The organism is Ramlibacter sp. GS1-15 (assembly GCF_057785015.1).
Genome location: NZ_JBYNTU010000001.1, coordinates 1,274,039 through 1,289,902 on the forward strand (window position 1 = coordinate 1,274,039; position 15,864 = coordinate 1,289,902).

Annotated in this window: 14 protein-coding genes; 7 read left to right on the plus strand and 7 right to left on the minus strand. The window is 69.3% G+C overall.

From position 1 onward, the window contains the following. Nucleotides 1-154: 154 nt before the first annotated feature. Nucleotides 155-1,942: an ABC transporter transmembrane domain-containing protein gene (locus AC3EF3_RS06390; protein ID WP_488531320.1), complete on the minus strand. Its 1,788-nt coding sequence runs from the start codon at nt 1,940-1,942 to the stop codon at nt 155-157. A 75-nt stretch (nt 1,943-2,017) separates the two neighbouring features. Here AC3EF3_RS06390 and AC3EF3_RS06395 point away from each other — a divergent pair, with 75 nt between their 5' ends. The 5 genes from AC3EF3_RS06395 to AC3EF3_RS06415 all read left to right on the plus strand — a co-directional run bounded on the left by AC3EF3_RS06395 (nt 2,018) and on the right by AC3EF3_RS06415 (nt 7,838). Then, the gene (locus tag AC3EF3_RS06395; protein WP_488531321.1) at nt 2,018-2,941 is read left to right on the plus strand and encodes an ATP synthase subunit B family protein; all 924 of its coding nucleotides are present in this window, start codon (nt 2,018-2,020) and stop codon (nt 2,939-2,941) included. Between the two features lie 169 nt (nt 2,942-3,110). After that, the gene (locus AC3EF3_RS06400) at nt 3,111-3,527 is read left to right on the plus strand and encodes a MarR family winged helix-turn-helix transcriptional regulator (protein ID WP_488531322.1); all 417 of its coding nucleotides are present in this window, start codon (nt 3,111-3,113) and stop codon (nt 3,525-3,527) included. After that, the gene (locus AC3EF3_RS06405) at nt 3,524-4,939 is read left to right on the plus strand and encodes an efflux transporter outer membrane subunit (protein ID WP_488531323.1); all 1,416 of its coding nucleotides are present in this window, start codon (nt 3,524-3,526) and stop codon (nt 4,937-4,939) included. Before AC3EF3_RS06400 ends, AC3EF3_RS06405 begins: the two co-directional genes overlap by 4 nt. A gap of 15 nt (nt 4,940-4,954) precedes the next feature. Continuing rightward, a complete protein-coding gene (locus tag AC3EF3_RS06410; protein WP_488531324.1) occupies nt 4,955-6,274 on the plus strand; it encodes an EmrA/EmrK family multidrug efflux transporter periplasmic adaptor subunit in 1,320 nt (439 codons plus the stop codon). Nucleotide 6,275: 1 nt separating this feature from the next. Then, nucleotides 6,276-7,838 carry a DHA2 family efflux MFS transporter permease subunit gene (locus AC3EF3_RS06415; RefSeq protein ID WP_488531325.1) on the plus strand — a complete coding sequence of 521 codons (1,563 nt, stop codon included), beginning with the start codon at nt 6,276-6,278 and terminating at the stop codon, nt 7,836-7,838. 4 nt (nt 7,839-7,842) lie between these two features. Here the strand turns inward: AC3EF3_RS06415 and AC3EF3_RS06420 are convergent, their stop codons facing one another. From AC3EF3_RS06420 to AC3EF3_RS06435, 4 genes are all read right to left on the minus strand, one after another. Then, on the minus strand, nt 7,843-8,181 hold the full coding sequence (locus tag AC3EF3_RS06420) for a hypothetical protein (RefSeq protein ID WP_488531326.1): 339 nt from the start codon (nt 8,179-8,181) through the stop codon (nt 7,843-7,845). 84 nt (nt 8,182-8,265) lie between these two features. Beyond that, entirely contained in the window at nt 8,266-9,321 is a 1,056-nt protein-coding gene (locus tag AC3EF3_RS06425) for a lipocalin-like domain-containing protein (protein WP_488531327.1), read from the minus strand. Next, nucleotides 9,318-11,840 carry an FtsX-like permease family protein gene (locus AC3EF3_RS06430; protein ID WP_488531328.1) on the minus strand — a complete coding sequence of 841 codons (2,523 nt, stop codon included), beginning with the start codon at nt 11,838-11,840 and terminating at the stop codon, nt 9,318-9,320. Before AC3EF3_RS06430 ends, AC3EF3_RS06425 begins: the two co-directional genes overlap by 4 nt. Nucleotides 11,841-11,856: 16 nt before the next feature. Then, nucleotides 11,857-12,342 (minus strand): hemerythrin domain-containing protein, encoded by a 486-nt coding sequence (locus tag AC3EF3_RS06435; RefSeq protein ID WP_488531329.1) that lies wholly within the window; start codon nt 12,340-12,342, stop codon nt 11,857-11,859. A gap of 104 nt (nt 12,343-12,446) precedes the next feature. Between AC3EF3_RS06435 and AC3EF3_RS06440 the strand changes: the two genes are divergently transcribed. Then, complete coding sequence (locus AC3EF3_RS06440; protein WP_488531330.1) at nt 12,447-13,406, plus strand: threo-3-hydroxy-L-aspartate ammonia-lyase; 960 nt, start codon at nt 12,447-12,449, stop codon at nt 13,404-13,406. Beyond that, nucleotides 13,406-14,167, plus strand: a complete 762-nt coding sequence (aroD, locus tag AC3EF3_RS06445; protein ID WP_488531331.1) for a type I 3-dehydroquinate dehydratase — start codon at nt 13,406-13,408, stop codon at nt 14,165-14,167. The genes AC3EF3_RS06440 and aroD overlap by 1 nt, the downstream gene beginning before the upstream one ends. Here the strand turns inward: aroD and AC3EF3_RS06450 are convergent. Both AC3EF3_RS06450 and miaA read right to left on the minus strand, forming a co-directional pair. After that, on the minus strand, nt 14,135-14,806 hold the full coding sequence (locus AC3EF3_RS06450; protein WP_488531332.1) for an ABC transporter ATP-binding protein: 672 nt from the start codon (nt 14,804-14,806) through the stop codon (nt 14,135-14,137). The two genes, aroD and AC3EF3_RS06450, sit on opposite strands and share 33 nt — an antisense overlap. Continuing rightward, nucleotides 14,803-15,735: a tRNA (adenosine(37)-N6)-dimethylallyltransferase MiaA gene (gene miaA, locus AC3EF3_RS06455; protein WP_488531333.1), complete on the minus strand. Its 933-nt coding sequence runs from the start codon at nt 15,733-15,735 to the stop codon at nt 14,803-14,805. The genes AC3EF3_RS06450 and miaA overlap by 4 nt, the downstream gene beginning before the upstream one ends. Nucleotides 15,736-15,864 lie beyond the last annotated feature (129 nt).

A 15,864-nucleotide genomic window follows, 5' to 3' on the forward strand; every position in this document is an offset into this window, starting at 1 on the left:
ACCGCCTGACGCGAGTGACGCGCCGTGGTCGGTCAACCCTCGTCGAACACCGGCGATGCATCGTCGCGGCATGGGGTATCCGGACTGGCCGATTTTTGGATGAGGACAGGCCGATGCCCCATGGCGCGAGGGCGCGCTCGTGCGACCCGCCAGGTCAATCCAGGAACTGCAGCGCCGCCAGGCGCGCGTACACGCCGCCCGCGGCAATCAGCTGCTCGTGCGTGCCTTGCTCCACGACCCGCCCGTGGTCCAGCACGACGATGCGATCCGCTTTTTGCACGGTCGCCAGCCGATGTGCGATGACCAGCGTCGTGCGGCCCCGCATGGCGGAATCCAGCGCCGCCTGCACCATGCGCTCGCTCTCCGCGTCGAGCGCACTCGTGGCTTCGTCCAGGAGCAAGAGCGGCGGATTCTTGAGGATCGCCCTGGCGATGGCGATGCGCTGGCGCTGGCCGCCCGAGAGGCGCACCCCGCGCTCGCCGAGGAACGTGTCGTAACCCTCCGGCAGGGCCGTGAGGAAGTCGTGCGCGAAAGCCGCCTTCGCGGCGGCGATCACTTCGTCGTTGCCGGCCTGCGGGTTGCCGTAGCGGATGTTCTCGAAGGCGCTGGCCGAGAAGATCACCGGCTCCTGCGGCACGATCGCCATGCGCGCGCGCAGGTCCTGCAGCGCGACGTCGCGGGTCGCGGCGGCATCGATGACGATGCGGCCGGCCTGGGGGTCGTAGAAGCGCAGTAGCAGCTGGAACACCGTGCTCTTGCCGGCACCGCTCGGGCCGACCAGCGCCACGGTTTCGCCCGCATCGACGCGCAAATTGAAGTGCGCGAGCGCCGCGGTCTGCGGTCGGGAAGGATAGTGGAAGGTCACGTCTTCGAAGCCGAGCGTGCTGCCGCCCTGCGGTGCGTCGAAGCGCGAGGGGTTCGCGGGCGAGGCGACCGGCGAGCGCGCATCGAGCAGTTCCATCAGGCGCTCGGTCGCCCCCGCGGCGCGCAACAAGTCGCCGTACACCTCGCCGAGCACGCCGACCGCGCCCGCGAGGATGATCACGTACACCACGGTCTCGCCCAGCTGCCCGGCCGTGATGCGGCCTGCGATCACCGCCTGCGTGCCCTGGTACAGGCCCCATAGCAGCAGGGCCGCCGTCGCGATGATGATGAAGGCGACCATGAAGGCGCGTGCCCTGGTGCGCCGGATGCCAGTGACGAATGCGGTCTCCGTCGCATGGTCGAAGCGCCTGGCCTCGCGCTGCTGCGCCGTGTAGCTTTGCACCACCGGCACCGCGTTCAGCACTTCCGCCGCGATCGCGCTCGAATCGGCGACGCGGTCCTGGCTGGCGCGCGAGAGCTTGCGCACGCGCCGGCCGAACCACATGGCCGGCAGCACGACGAGCACGATGATGAGCAGCACCTGCGTCATCACATAGGGATTGGTCCACACCAGCATCCCGAGCGCGCCGATGCCCATGACGGTGTTGCGCAGGCCCAGGCTCAGTTGCGAGCCGACGACCGTCTGCACGAGCGTGGTGTCGGTGGTCAGGCGCGAGAGCACTTCGCCCGTTTGCGTCGTCTCGAAGAACTCGGGGCTCTGTTCCAGCACGTGCGCGTAGACGGCATTGCGCAGGTCGGCCGTGACGCGCTCGCCCAGCCAGCTGACGATGTAGAAGCGCGCGGCGGAAAACAGGCCAAGTGCTACGGCAACCCCGAACAGTTCGAGGAAATGCTCGCGCAGGGCGACGACGCGCCCGCCCTTGTCGGCGGCGGAAATGCCGCCGTCGATCAGGCTGCGCAGCGCGACGGGAAAGAGCAGCGTCGCGGCCGCGGCGAGCACGAGGAAGAGGACGGCGAGCAGGATGCGCCCGCGGTAGGGGCGCAGGAAGGGAAGCAGTCCCGACAACGCGCGGGGAGACGCTCTGGTGGGCGCGGCGGGGAGGACGAGCGTAGCCATTTCGGGCCAGTGTAGCGAGCCCCGCCTGCGCAGGCGCGGAGGAATAATCGATCCGCTGTCTGGGAGGACACGCCGATGCTGTGCCCAACGTTTCGTGCGACCGTGGCCGCGATGCTGGCGCTGCTCGCGCTGGCCGGCTGCAAGCCGTCGTCGCTACGTAACGAAGTCTTCGCGCCCGATCCCGAGCTGGCGTCCTTGCGCGCCGAAGTGGCGCGCCTGCGCGAGGAGAACGCGCAGCTGCGCCTGTCGCCCAGCACCTTGGCCGCCGAAGTGGACAACGCCATCCGCACGGGCAATGAAGAGAAGGCGGCCGCCGCGTTCAAGCAGCTCGCGGATACATTCCCGATCGCCGCCGAGACGATGGAGATGCGCAAGCGCCTCGAAGCGTTCCTGGCGCAGCGGCGTGCGCTGGAGGAAGCCGAGAAGCGCATCGCCGCGCTCGGCTTCAAGGCGCTGCCCATCACGCCCTCGATCTCCCGCGACAGCACCGTCCTGTCGATCGCGTCGCTGGCCGTGGTGAAGCGCTGGTACTTCGATTCCTGGGGCGACGGCTGGCGCTTCCTCGATGCGGAAAAGGACAAAAAGCTGCTCGTCGCACGCCTGACCATCAGCTCGAAGGCGCGGGACCCGCAGCTCTTCGGCGTTGCCGCCTATGTCGCCGACGGCGACAAGCTCAAGCGGCTGGGCCTGATGCGTTATCGCTTCGCGCGCTGGAGCAGCTACGGCGCTTTCCTCGGCACGCAGGCGGACTGGCGCAACGAGTTCAGCCACAGCTGGCGGATCCCGTTCACGGCGGGCCTGTCCTTGAGCGACGAAGACCTGAAGCACAAGCCGATCTATGTCGTCGTGACCGGCGAGGGCTGCCACCAGCGCGTGTACGACCGGTTCGGGCAGCCGCCGGTCTTCTACGCGCCGGGCGAGTGCCAGTCCCTCAAGCCGAGCCTGACGGCGGAGGACTTCAAGGGTGGCGGGCTCGCCGTACTGAAGCGCCTGGACTGAGTCTTCAATTGCCGGGGCAAAGGAAGCCTTGACAATATCTGCCTAGGCAACTAATATCGTTGCCATGGCAGCAATTTCACCCAAAGCCCGCCCGGCGGCCCCGGCAGACTTCTATCGCCCCGAGACCTGGACTCCGGAAGAGAGCATGGGCTACCTGATGAAGCGCATCATGGCCACGGTGGCCGAGGCGGTCGACCAGGAGCTCGAGCCGACGGGCCTGACATCCGCTCAATGGGTGCCGCTGCTCAAGCTGTACCTCGGCCATGCCACCACGGTCGCCGAAGTCGCGCGCGAGTGCCAGCACGACGTCGGCGCCATGACGCGCACGCTCGACCGGCTGGAGGCGAAAGGCCTGCTCAGGCGCGTGCGCTCCAGCGAAGACCGGCGCGTCGTCAACCTCGAGCTCACTGACGAGGGCCGCGCGACCGCCAAGCAGATCCCCGCCGTGTTGTGCCGCGTGCAGAACGCGCACCTGCGCGGCTTTACGAAGGACGAATGGCTCCTCCTGAAAGGAATGCTGCGCCGCGTCCTCGACACTGCCCTCGAACTGCAAAAAGAACGCGAAGAAGGGAAATCCAGGCCATGATGAAGAAGATGAAGATGGGCGCGCTGGCCGCCGCCGTCGCGCTTGCCGGCTGTGCCGACATGAAGGGCATCGAATCGCACGCGACGATGCGCACCGGCGAATCGGTGGGCCTGGCCCGGTCCGCACCGGCCTTCGTGCCCGCGCCCGAGTGGTGGCGCGATTTCGGTGACGAGAAGCTCAACGCCCTCGTCGCGCAGGCGCTGCAGGGCAACCCCAACCTGAAACTCGCGCAGGCGCGCCTGGCCAAGGCCCAGGCCGCCAGCGAAGGCGCGCGTTCCCCGCTGCTGCCGCAGGTGGGTGCCGAGTTCGATTCGCAGCGCCAGAAGTTCAGCGCGAACAACATCTACCCGCCGCCGATCGGGGGCTCGACCCGCACCCTCAACACGCTGCAGCTGAACGGCAGCTGGGAGATCGATTTCTTCGGCAAGAACCAGGCGGCGCTGGACGCGGCGCTGACGAGCGCGCAGGCCGCGCAAGTCGACGCGGAAGCCGCGCGCGTGCTGCTTTCCACCAATGTCGCGCGGGCCTATTTCCAGCTCGCCCGCATCGACGACCAGCTGGAGGTGGCCAGGCGCACGCTGGCGCAGCGCGAAGAATCCCTCAAGCTGGTGCAGGACCGCGTGCATGCCGGCCTGGACACGAATCTCGAGCTGAAGCAAAGCGAAGGCTCCCTGCCCGAGGCCCGCCAGCAGGTCGAAGCGCTCAACGAGCAGGCCGAGATCGCCCGCCATGCGCTGGCGGCACTCACCGGGCAGGGCAACCAGGCGATCGACGCCGCACCGTCGGCGGCGCAAGTCAAGGCCGTCACGCTGCCCTCGCAGCTGCCCGCCGACATCCTCGGCCAGCGGCCCGACATCGTCGCCGCGCGCCTGCGTGTCGAGGCGGCCGGCTATGACGTCAGGAACGCGAAGGCGCAGTTCTACCCGAACGTCAACCTGATCGCGTTCGCCGGCCTCTCCAGTATCGGCTTCGCCAACCTGCTGCACACCGGCAGCCAGCAATGGGGCATCGGCCCGGCGATCCACCTGCCGATCCTCGAAGGCGGCAAGCTGCGCGCCAACCTGCGCGGCAAGAACGCCGACCTCGACGCCGCCATCGAAAGCTACAACGCCGCGGTGCTGGAAGCAATCCGCGAGACGGCCGACCAGGTGACGTCGCTGCAGTCGATCGCGCGCCAGCAGGCCGACCAGCGCGAAGCGCAGGCCGCCGCCGAAGCGGCCTACGAGATCGCCACGCAGCGCTACAAGGCCGGCCTGGGCACCTACCTCAACGTGCTGTCCGCCGAGACGGCCGTCCTCAACCAGCGCCGCCTCGGGGTGGACCTCGCCGCGCGCGCGCTCGACACGCAAGTCGTCCTGATCCGTGCACTGGGGGGCGGCTTTCGCAACGACCAGGCCGTCGCCGCCAAGTAATCGAAGGAAACGAACATGAGCAACGAGAACACCAATTCCCAGCAGCCCGCCGCCGCGCCCATGCAATCGGGCAACCAGCGCCGCAAGAAGGCCCTGACCGCAATTGCCGCCGTCGTCATCGTCGCCGGCCTCGGCTGGGGCGGCTACGAGTGGCTGGTCGCGAGCCACTACGAATCGACCGACAACGCGTATGTGCAAGGCAACGTGGTGCAGATCACGCCGCAGATCGGCGGCACCGTGGTCTCGGTGTACGCCGACGACACTGACTACGTGAAGGCCGGCCAGCCGCTGGTGCAGCTCGACCCCGCCGATGCGAAGGTCGCGCTCGACCAGGCCGAAGCCAATCTCGCGCAGACCGTGCGCCAGGTGCGCACGCTCTACGCCAACAACGGCTCGCTCGCCGCGCAGGTGAACCTGCGCGAAGCGGACGTGGTGAAGGCGCGCTCGGACGTCGAGCGTGCCAACGACGACCTGAACCGCCGCAACTCGCTGGTGGGCAATGGCGCCGTGTCGAAGGAAGAACTGAATCACGCACAGACGGCGCTGCAGAACGCCAAGAGCGCGCTGGCCGCGGCCGAAGCCGGCGTGGTCGCCGCGCGCGAGCAGCTCGCGAGCAACCAGGCCCAGACCGAAGGCACCAGCGTCGAGCAGCACCCGAGCGTGCTGGCCGCCGCCGCCAAGGTGCGTGAAGCCTGGCTCGCCTCGCAACGTGCCGCGCTGCCCGCGCCGGTCGAAGGCTATGTCGCCAAGCGTACGGTGCAGGTGGGCCAGCGCGTGGCGCCTGGCGCGCCGCTGATGTCCATCATCCCGCTGCAGCAGGTGTGGGTCGATGCCAACTTCAAGGAGGGCCAGCTGCGCAAGATCCGCATCGGCCAGCCGGTGACCCTGACGGCCGACGTGTACGGCAAGAAGATCGAATACCACGGCAGCGTCGCGGGCCTGGGTGCCGGTACCGGCTCGGCCTTCGCGCTGCTGCCCGCGCAGAACGCGACGGGCAACTGGATCAAGGTCGTGCAGCGCGTGCCCGTGCGCGTCGCGCTCGATCCGAAGGAGATCTCGCAGAACCCGCTGCGCGTGGGCCTGTCGATGGACGCCGAAGTGGACGTGAGTAAGCAGGACGGCAAGGCCCTGGCCGAGGCCCCGCGTGCGGCGCCGGTCGCGCAGACCACGGTGTTCAACGTGCTCGACAAAGGGGCGGACGCCGAGGTGCAGCGCGTGATCGCCGCCAACATCGGCCGCGGCACCCCGAGCAACGTCGCGAAGTCGCCGAAGGGCACCGCGCTGCCGGTGGTCCCCGCCATCGCCAAGGCCAACGGCGCTTCCACCGCCAACTGAGATGGCCGGCCCGACGCCTGCGCAGCAACCGCTGCCGCCGCTGGAAGGCTCCGCGCGCGTCTGGGGCACCATCGCCCTGTCCGCCGCGACCTTCATGAACGTGCTCGACACGTCGATCGCCAACGTGTCGCTGCCGGCCATCGCCGGCGACCTGGGCGTGAGCCCGAACCAGGGCACCTGGGTCATCACCAGCTTCGCCGTCGCCAACGCCATCGCCGTGCCGCTCACCGGCTGGCTGTCGCAGCGCTTCGGCCAGGTGAGGCTGTTCGTCTCCAGCGTGGTCCTGTTCGTGATCGCGTCGTGGCTGTGCGGCCTGGCGCCGAACATGACGATGCTGATCGCGTTCCGCGTGCTGCAGGGCTTCGTCGCCGGCCCGATGATCCCGCTGTCGCAATCCCTGCTGCTGTCGAGCTATCCGCGCGAAAAGGCGGGCCTGGCGATGGCGATGTGGGCGATCACGACGCTGGTCGCGCCGGTGATGGGGCCCCTGCTGGGCGGCTGGATCACCGACAACATCAGCTGGCCGTGGATCTTCTACATCAACATCCCGGTGGGCATCCTCGCGGCCACCGTGTCCTGGGGCCTGTACCGCAAGCGCGAGAGCGCGACGCGCAAGGTGCCGATCGACAAGGTGGGCCTGGCGCTGCTGGTCACGTGGATCGCGGCGATGCAGATCATGCTGGACCTGGGCAAGGAGAAGGACTGGTTCGCCTCGCCGCTGATCGTGACGCTCGCGATCGTCGCCGCCGTCGGCTTCGCCTTCTTCCTCGCGTGGGAGCTCACGGACGAACACCCGGTCGTGGAACTGCGCCTGTTCGCGCGGCGCAATTTCTGGACGGGCACCGTGTCCACCGCGATCGGCTACGGCCTGTTCTTCGGCAACGTGGTGCTGCTGCCGCTGTGGCTGCAGCAATTCATGGGCTACACGGCGACCGACGCCGGCATGATCATGGCGCCGGTGGGGCTGATGGCGATCCTTCTCTCGCCCGTCGTGGGCAACACGGTCGCGAAGGTCGACCCGCGCAAGTACGTGACCTTCGCGTTCATCGTGTTCGGCCTGGTGCTGTGGATGCGTTCGCGGTTTTCGACGCAGGCCGATTTCTGGACGATCATGGTCCCGACGATCATCCAGGGTGTCGCGATGGCGTTCTTCTTCATCCCGCTGATCACGATCACGCTGTCGGGACTGCCGCCCGAGAAGATCCCCGCCGCGTCGGGCCTGACGAACTTCGCGCGAATCACCGCGGGTGCATTCGGCACCTCGATCGCGACGACGCTGTGGGAGAACCGCGCGACGATGCACCACGCGCACCTGGCCGAAGCCGTGAACAACGGCAGCGCCGCCACGCAGTCGGCAATGAGCGGCCTCGGCGCTTCGGGCTTCTCGCCCGACCAGGTGCTCGGGACGATCAACAACCTCGTGAACCAGCAGGCCTTCACCATGGCGGCCGACGACATCTTCTACGCCTCGGCCCTGGCATTCATCCTGCTGATCCCGCTGGTGTGGCTCAGTCACCCGCAAAGGGGCGGGGCCGGCAAGGACGCCGCCGCAGGAGCCCACTAAAGGCTCACTGCTTGGGCTTCATGTGCTCGAGCAGGCTCTTGACCCCGTGGCCCGTCTTGCCCGCCGCAGGCGGCGCTTCCGGGGTCTTCCCGTCGGAGTGTTCGAGCATCTCCTTGACCACCTCGAGCTCCTCCACCGCCTCGTGCACCTTGCGCTCCGCCGCCGCACTGCGCTGGGCGGCCTGGTCGGCTTCCTTCTGGTGGATGCGCGTGAGCATCTCGTTGGCCGAATGGATCTCGGCTTCGGCCTCGTGCAGTTTCTTCTGCACGCGGCGCGTCCTGCGCCCGGCCGTGACGGCCAGTGCTTGCGGCGTGATGGCGGGGGCGGGCGTCTTGGGTTTCATCGAAGACAAAAATAACGCATCGGCCGCGTCGCCGACTGTGGCGGCGCGTAACTCATGTATTGAGGACGCACTACGCGACGCGCATCAGATGCGCAAGCGGGACGCGTAGCCCGTCATCTCGAGGTAGCCGGCGCCGACCGGCCGCCCCTTGCTGTCCGCGAGGTGCGCGAGCCCCTCCCAGTAGATCGCGCCGGTGGACACGCGACTGTCGAGCTCCTGGTTGTCGATCACGGCCTTCACCGTGTAGAAGTCCGCGGGCGTGCGGACGACCCATTCGACCGGGTAGCTCGCCCGCGACAGCGGGCTGGTCCAGCGACGCCGCGCGTTGAAAAGCACCTCGCCGCGCGAAAACACGTAGGGATTGCCGCCGCGTGGCCGAAACGAGCCGCCGTCCCACAGCGTGGACCCGTCGGGCTGGCGCAGGCGGAAGGCCGTGAGCGCGCTGCCGTCCTCCAGGTTCATGCCGATCCAGTCCCAGCCCACGGCCGAAGGATCGAGCAGCTCCTCGCTCCACTCGTGATCGAGCCACGCGCGTCCCGTGACATCGAAGCGCCGGCCCTGCAGGGCGATCGAGCCTGTCACCGCCAGTTGCGGATGGCTGTAGTAGTAGCTCGCCTGCTCCGGGCGGGGCCCCTTGCGCGAGAGTCCGTGGTCGCCTTGCAGCAGCAAGTCCTCCGTGGGCGCGCATTGCAGCTCGAAGCGGAAGTCGCCCGCGGTGACGCTCGCGTCGTAACGGCCTTGCGGCGATCGGACGAATGACCAGTCGCGCAGTCGCAAGCGCATATCGTCCTCGGCGGCCGCGGCGACTTCGAAGCCTTCGCGCGCGATGCGCTGGTCGTGCCACAGCTTCCTGCCCTCGACGTCGGTGATCGCGGCGTGCGCGAAGAGAAGCTGCTTCGCGGCGAAGCGCGATCGCATGCCCTGGGTCAAGTCCAGGCGGCTGCGGAAGAAGGTCACCTGGAACCCGAACTCGCGCCCGCCCGAGGCGAGGCGGCCGGTCATGTACCACCACTCGGTGCGAAACGGCGGATGCGCCCCATGGTCGCGCGGGAAGGCGATGTGGGCAGGCGACAAGGCCTGCGCACGCGAGGCCAGTGCCAGCGCAGGAATCGACCGCAGCAGCGCGCGGCGTGCAATCACCAGTCTTCCTTCACCGCCAGCACGGCATCGCGTCCCGCCGCCGCACCGCCCGCCAGCCGCGCCGTGAGCGTTCCCGCGAGGACCACCGCGACACACAGGATCACCAGGCGTTCCCAAGGCACGAGCAGGTCCATGGTCCAGTGGAAGCTCTGCGGATTGACGACGTGCACCAGCACCACGGCCACTGCCAGCCCCAGCACCAGACCTGCGAAAGAGCCGATCACAGTCCACGCCGCGCCTTCGCCCGCCACCACGCGCAGCACCTGCCGGCGCGTGAGCCCGAGGTGGGCGAGCAAGCCGAATTCCTTGCGCCGCGCGAGCACCTGGGCGCTGAAGCTCGCCGCCACGCCGAAAAGGCCGATGCCGATCGCGACGGCCTGCAGCCAGTAGGTCACCGCGAAGCTGCGGTCGAAGATGCGCAGCGACGCATTGCGCAGCTCGCGCGCCGATGCGAAGTCGAGCGCGTCGCCCGCAGCGCCCTCGCGTCGCGCGAGTTCGCGGATCGCCTCCTGCACGCGCGTGGCATCGGCATCCGTGGCCAGCCACAGCTGCAGGTCGTTGGCGCGCTGGTCGCCGGTGATCCGCTCGAAGTCCGCGCGCCGCATGGCGATCGCGCCGCTTTGCCGCACGTAATCGCGCCAGACGCCGGCAACGAAGAACGGCTGCCGGCCGCCGAAAGCGGAGGCGAGCGGCACGAAGGCCGTGCCCACACGCGCGCCGTACAGGTCCACCATCGCTTCGCTCACGTAGATCGGGATGGCACCGGCGGGCGCCGCCGCCGGGCCCGCGACCATCGGCAAGGACTGCGCCGGATCGTCCATGTCACGCGCGAGCAGCGTCACGGCCGGCAGCGCGGGGTCGAGCAGCAGGGCGCGCATGCGCTGGGCCGTGACGCGTCGCACGCCTTCGATGCGTCCGACGGCCTGCACGAACTCCGGCGAGAACCAGGCGCTCTCGGCGGTGGACGACGACACGGAGGTGCGCACGTACAGGTCCGCCGGCAGCACGACGTCGAGCCAGCGGGCCACCGAATCGCGGAAGCTCGCGACCATCACCGTCAACGCGACGGCAAGGCTCAGCGATGCGACGACGCCGCTCACCGCGACCGCGGCCGTTTCGCGCACGCGCCGTGCCCGCTCGATGGCGAGCAGGGGCAGGGGCTGGGTCCGCACCCGCGGGGCCAGCCGGTCATAGACCAGTGCCACGGCCCCGGGCAACGCGCCGATCCCGCCGATCAGCAGCAGCGCCACCGAGAGGTACGCGCCCAGCGGAATGCCGACGATCGGCGGCAGCAACGCGCACAAGGCGCCTGCCACCAGCAGGACCAGGCTGAAGGCGCGCCGCCGTGCATGCGCCGGTGCCGTGCCGAGTCCTTTCAGCGTCTGGGCAAGCGGCAGTTCTTCGGCGGTGCGTGCCGGCAGCCACCCGCCTGCGGCCGCCGCGACGCAGCCCAGTGCCGCGTACAGCAGCGCGGCCGCCGTGCTCCATTGCAGCTGTGGTGCGACGCCCGGGAAGTAGCCGCCGCCCAGGTCGCCGCCGAGCACGCGCAGGCCGACATCGGCCAAGGCCGCACCGAGCGCGATACCGAGGGCGCTGCCGACGATGCCCAGCACGAGCGCCTCGGCGATCACCAGCGTGCGTCGCTCGCGCGCCGTGAGCCCCAGCACCCCCAGCAAGGCGAACTGCTGGGCCCGGCGCGCGACGCTCAGTGCCAGCACCGAATAGACCAGGAACGACCCGGTGAAGAGGGCCACCAGCGCGAGCACGGTGAGGTTGACGCGGTACGCGCGCGAGAGATTGCCCACCCGCTGCGCGGCGTCCCCCGGCTCGGACACAACGACATCGGCGGGGAGTTGCAGCGACTTCACCCACGCCTGCCGATCGACACCGGGGGCGAGCCGCACGTCGATGCGCGTCAGCTCGCCGGCGCGCCCGAACAGGTCCTGCGCCGCGCCGATGTCCATCACCGCCAGCGGCGGCCCGCCCGCGCTCACCGTGCCGGCCACGCGCGCTTCCACGAGCTGCAGCCCGCTCTGCAATCGCAGGAGGGTCGCCTGCGCGAGAAGCTGCCGCGCCGCGGGGTTGAGGAACACGCGGCCGGGCGCGAACAGCGCGAACCGGTCGGCCGGCTCACCCGGCACCGGCATCAGCGCGGGCGTGAGCGAGGCGGCGACCAGCGGATCGAGCCCGACGATGCGCAGCGGCTTGCGTTCGCCATCGGGCGTGACCGCGAAGGTCGACAGTTCGAGCAGCGGGCTCGCGACCTCGACCTGCGCGTGCGTGGCGATCCGGCCGAAGAGGTCTTCGTCCAGGCGGCCGGCGACGCCGCGCAGCTCCAGGTCGGGCTGGCCGCCCGTGGCGCGCACGGCGCTCGAGAACTCGGAAAGCGCCGACTGGTTGATCAGGTGAACGGAGAACGCCAGCGCCACGCCCAGCGTGACCGCGAGCACGGCCGCGGCGTTGCGCCACGGCTGGTGGCGCAACGCCTGCCAGGAGAAGGTGCGCAGGAGCTGGAGCACCCCTGCATTGTCATGCCTAGGCGGTCGCTTCCATTTCGGCGATCAGTTCCTCCTTGCGCGTCTCGAGCTCCTCGCGCAGGGCCATCAGGTCGAGCTTGCGGGCGGCGCGTGCCTTCGGGAAGATCTCGCCGCGTTCTTCCTTGATGTGGTGGTTGACGTATTCGCCCAGCACCTTCACCTTGGCGTCGTACATCTCGTCGGCTTCGCCGGCGGCCTCGAGCTGTGCGATCAGCTCCCTGGCGCTCTGGTGCTCCACGGCCGCTTCGTCCAGCAGGTCGGTGTCCTTGATCGCCGCGCGCACGGCCGGGTAGAAAATCTCCTCCTCGATCTGCGTGTGCACCGTGAGCTCGCTGCAGATCTGCCGAGCCAGGTCCATCTTCTTCTGGCCGGCGCTGCGGGCGCGGGAGTTCGTGAGCTCCTCGTACTCCTTGAACATCTTCATGACGTTCTTGTGGTCGGTATCGAGAAGGTCGCACGCGTCCTTGGCGGAACGGGTTGCCATGGCATGACTCCTTGGGTTGCAATGCGTTCGATCATCCCGGCGAGGCCCCAGCAAGGATGTAGGAAAACGTCGGCAACTCCCTCCGTTGAGCTAAGCTCCCGCCCATGACCGCACTCCCGACCTACGACGATGTCGCCGCAGCCGCGCGGCGCATCGAAGGCCACGCGCACCGCACACCGGTGCTGCGCTCGGCCACCGCCGACGCGATGGTCGGCGCACGCTTCTTCTTCAAGTGCGAGAACTTCCAGCGCATGGGTGCCTTCAAGTTTCGCGGCGCCTTCAACTCACTCGCGAAGTTCACGCCCGGGCAGAAGCGCGGGGGCGTGATCGCGTTCTCCTCCGGCAACCACGCGCAGGCGATCGCGCTGGCGGCGAAGCTGCTCGGCATCCCCGCCGTGATCGTGATGCCGCTGGACGCGCCTGCCGCCAAGATGGAAGCCACGCGCGGCTACGGCGCGGAGGTGATCACCTACGACCGCTACACGCAGGACCGCGAGGTGCTGACGAAGCAGATCGCCGCGCAGCGCGGCATGACGCTGATCCCGCCGTACGACCATGCGGACGTGATCGCGGGGCAGGGCACGGCGGCGAAGGAATTGATCGAGGAGGTGGGCGAGCTCGATGTCCTCTTCACGCCCCTGGGCGGCGGCGGCCTGCTTTCGGGCAGCGCGCTCGCGGCGCGCGCGCTCGCGCCGAACTGCCAGGTGTACGGGGTCGAGCCCGAGGCGGGCAACGACGGCCAGCAGTCCTTGCGTCGCGGCGAGATCGTGAACATCCCGGTGCCGAAGACACTGGCCGATGGCGCGCAGACGCAGCATCTGGGTCAGCTCACCTTCGGCATCATCCGGCGCGACGTGACGGACATCCTCACCGCCACCGACGACCAGCTGGTGCAGGGCATGCGCTTTTTCGCCGAGCGCATGAAGATGGTCGTGGAGCCCACGGGCTGCCTCGGCTTCGCCGGCGCGCTGCACGGTGGGGTCGACATCGCCGGCAAGCGCGTGGGCATCGTCATCAGCGGCGGCAACGTCGACCTTGCGCGCTTCGCGCAGCTGGTGGTTTGATGCAAGGCCAGCCGATTTCCATTCGCGGGCAGGCGCTGCCTTATCCGGCCGTGTGCGCGCCGCTCGTCGCCCGCACGGCCGAAGCGTTGCTCGCGGAATGCGCGGTGGTCGCCGCGAAGCAGCCGGACCTGATCGAGTGGCGGGTCGACTTCTTTGCCGGCATCGGTGATGCGGCCCAGGTGCTCGATACGGCCCGGCAGTTGAAGCGCGCTGCCGGCAGCATCCCCATCCTCTTCACGCGGCGCCATGCGCGCGAAGGCGGCGAGAAGATCGCGATCGGCGAGGAACAGGTGGTCGAGCTTTACCGCCGGATGTGCGCGAGCGGCTTCGTGGACCTCGTCGATTTCGAGATCGACAACGACGCGGCCCACGTCGCGGCCGTGCGCGAAGCGTCGCGCGATGCCGGCCTGCCGCTGGTGCTGTCCTTCCACAACTTCCAGGCCACACCGACGGTGGATGCGATCGTCGAGCGCTTCGAGCGCGCGCGGTCCCTGGGCGCGGACGTCGCGAAGGTCGCCGTCATGCCGCGGTCCGATGGGGACGTGCTTGCGCTGCTGGAAGCGACATCGCGCGCGAGCCGCCTGCTGCGCATCCCGGTGATCAGCATGGCCATGGGACCGCTCGGTGCCATCACGCGCACGAGCGGCTGGCTCTTCGGCTCGGCCATGACCTTCGCCGTCGGTGCGAGCAGCTCCGCGCCGGGCCAGATGCCGATCGCCGACGTGCGGTCAGCGATCGAGGTCCTGAAGCGGGCGCAGTGACAGGCCATCGGCCGTCAACAGCATCACCCTGTCCGCCCGCGCCGCCGCCCCTTCCGAGTGCGTGACGAGCACCAGCGACGCGCCTTGTTCGCGCGTCTGCGATACCAGCACGTCCATCACGCGCGCCGCGGTGCCCGGGTCGAGGTTGCCGGTCGGCTCGTCGGCGAGCAGCAGGGAAGGCCGGTGCACCAGCGCACGCGCGATGGCAACGCGCTGCAATTGGCCGCCGGACAACTGCTGCGGCAGGCGTTCGCCTAGGCCGTGTAGCCCGACCGCATCGAGCATCGCGTTCACGCGCTCGTCGTCGGGTGTGCCGAGCAGGAGAAGCGGCAGCGCGACGTTCTGCGCGACGTCCAGGTGCGGCAGCACGTGAAAGGCCTGGAAGACGAAGCCGATCTTGCGACGGCGCAGCAGGGCGCGTGCGTCGTCCGGCATCGCGCCGATGTCGTCGCCGTCCAGCGCGATCGTGCCCGCGTCCCAGGTGTCCAGGCCCGCCATGCAATTGAGCAGCGTCGACTTGCCCACGCCCGATTCGCCGACGATCGCCACGAACTCGCCTTGCGCCACCTCCAGCGACACGTTCGCGAATACCGGCACCTCGCCATAGCGCTTCGCGACATCGCGCAGGACGAGGCTCATACGGCTTCGCGCACCTTCGCCAGCAACTGCTCGAGCGCGTCGGGCGCGTCGCAGGCAATCACGGTGCGACCCGGCATGCTGCGCAGCCAGGTCAATTGGCGCTTGGCGAGCTGGCGGGTGGCGGCAACGCCGCGGTCGCGCAGCTCGCCCATGGGGAACGCACCCTCCAGGGCCTCCCAGGCCTGCCGGTAGCCGACGCAGCGCATGCTCGGCATCGCGGCATCGAGGTCACCGCGTGCGCGCAACGCCTTCACCTCGTCGATGAAGCCCGCCGCGAGCATCGCGTCGAACCGTTGCGCGATGCGCTCGTGCAGCCACGCGCGGTCCCGCGGCTCGAGCGAGAAGAGCGGCATGCGCGCCGCGCCTTCGCGCCGCCCGCCGTGAAAGCTGGAGATCGGCAAACCGGTGGTGCGCAGCACCTCGAGCGCGCGCTGGATGCGCTGCGAATCGTTGGGCGCCAGCCGCGCGGCCGTCACCGGATCGGCCTGCGCCAGTTCCGCGTGCAAGGCCGGCCAGCCCCGGCGCGCCGCTTCGGACTCGATCTGCGCGCGAACCTGCGGCTGCGCAGGCGGCATGGCATCGAGCCCTTCGAACAGCGCCTTGAAGTAGAGCATCGTGCCGCCCACGAGCAACGCGAGGCGGCCGCGCGCATTGATGTCATCGATGAGGCGCGCGGCGTCCGTCGCGAACTCGGCGGCGCTGTATGGCTCGCGGGGGTCGCGGACGTCGATGAGGTGATGCGGCACCTGCGCGCGCTCCTCGCGCGTGGGCTTGGCCGTGCCGATGTCCATGCCGCGATAGACCAGCGCCGAATCGACGCTCACGATCTCCGCATCGTGCGCGCGCGCGATCGCGAGCGCCGCCGCCGTCTTGCCCGAGGCCGTCGGGCCGGCGAGGGCGATGGCATGGGGTGGGGCGCTCGGCGGCATGGGGGGGAGGTTAGCAGAGCCGCCCCGTGGGGCCCGGCCGGTCACTGCGGGTGCGACTTGCGGGTTTCCTCGGCCTTTTAGGGAAGGCAGTAGGCGGCGCTTTCGAGCACCCATGCGGGCCAGCGGCCA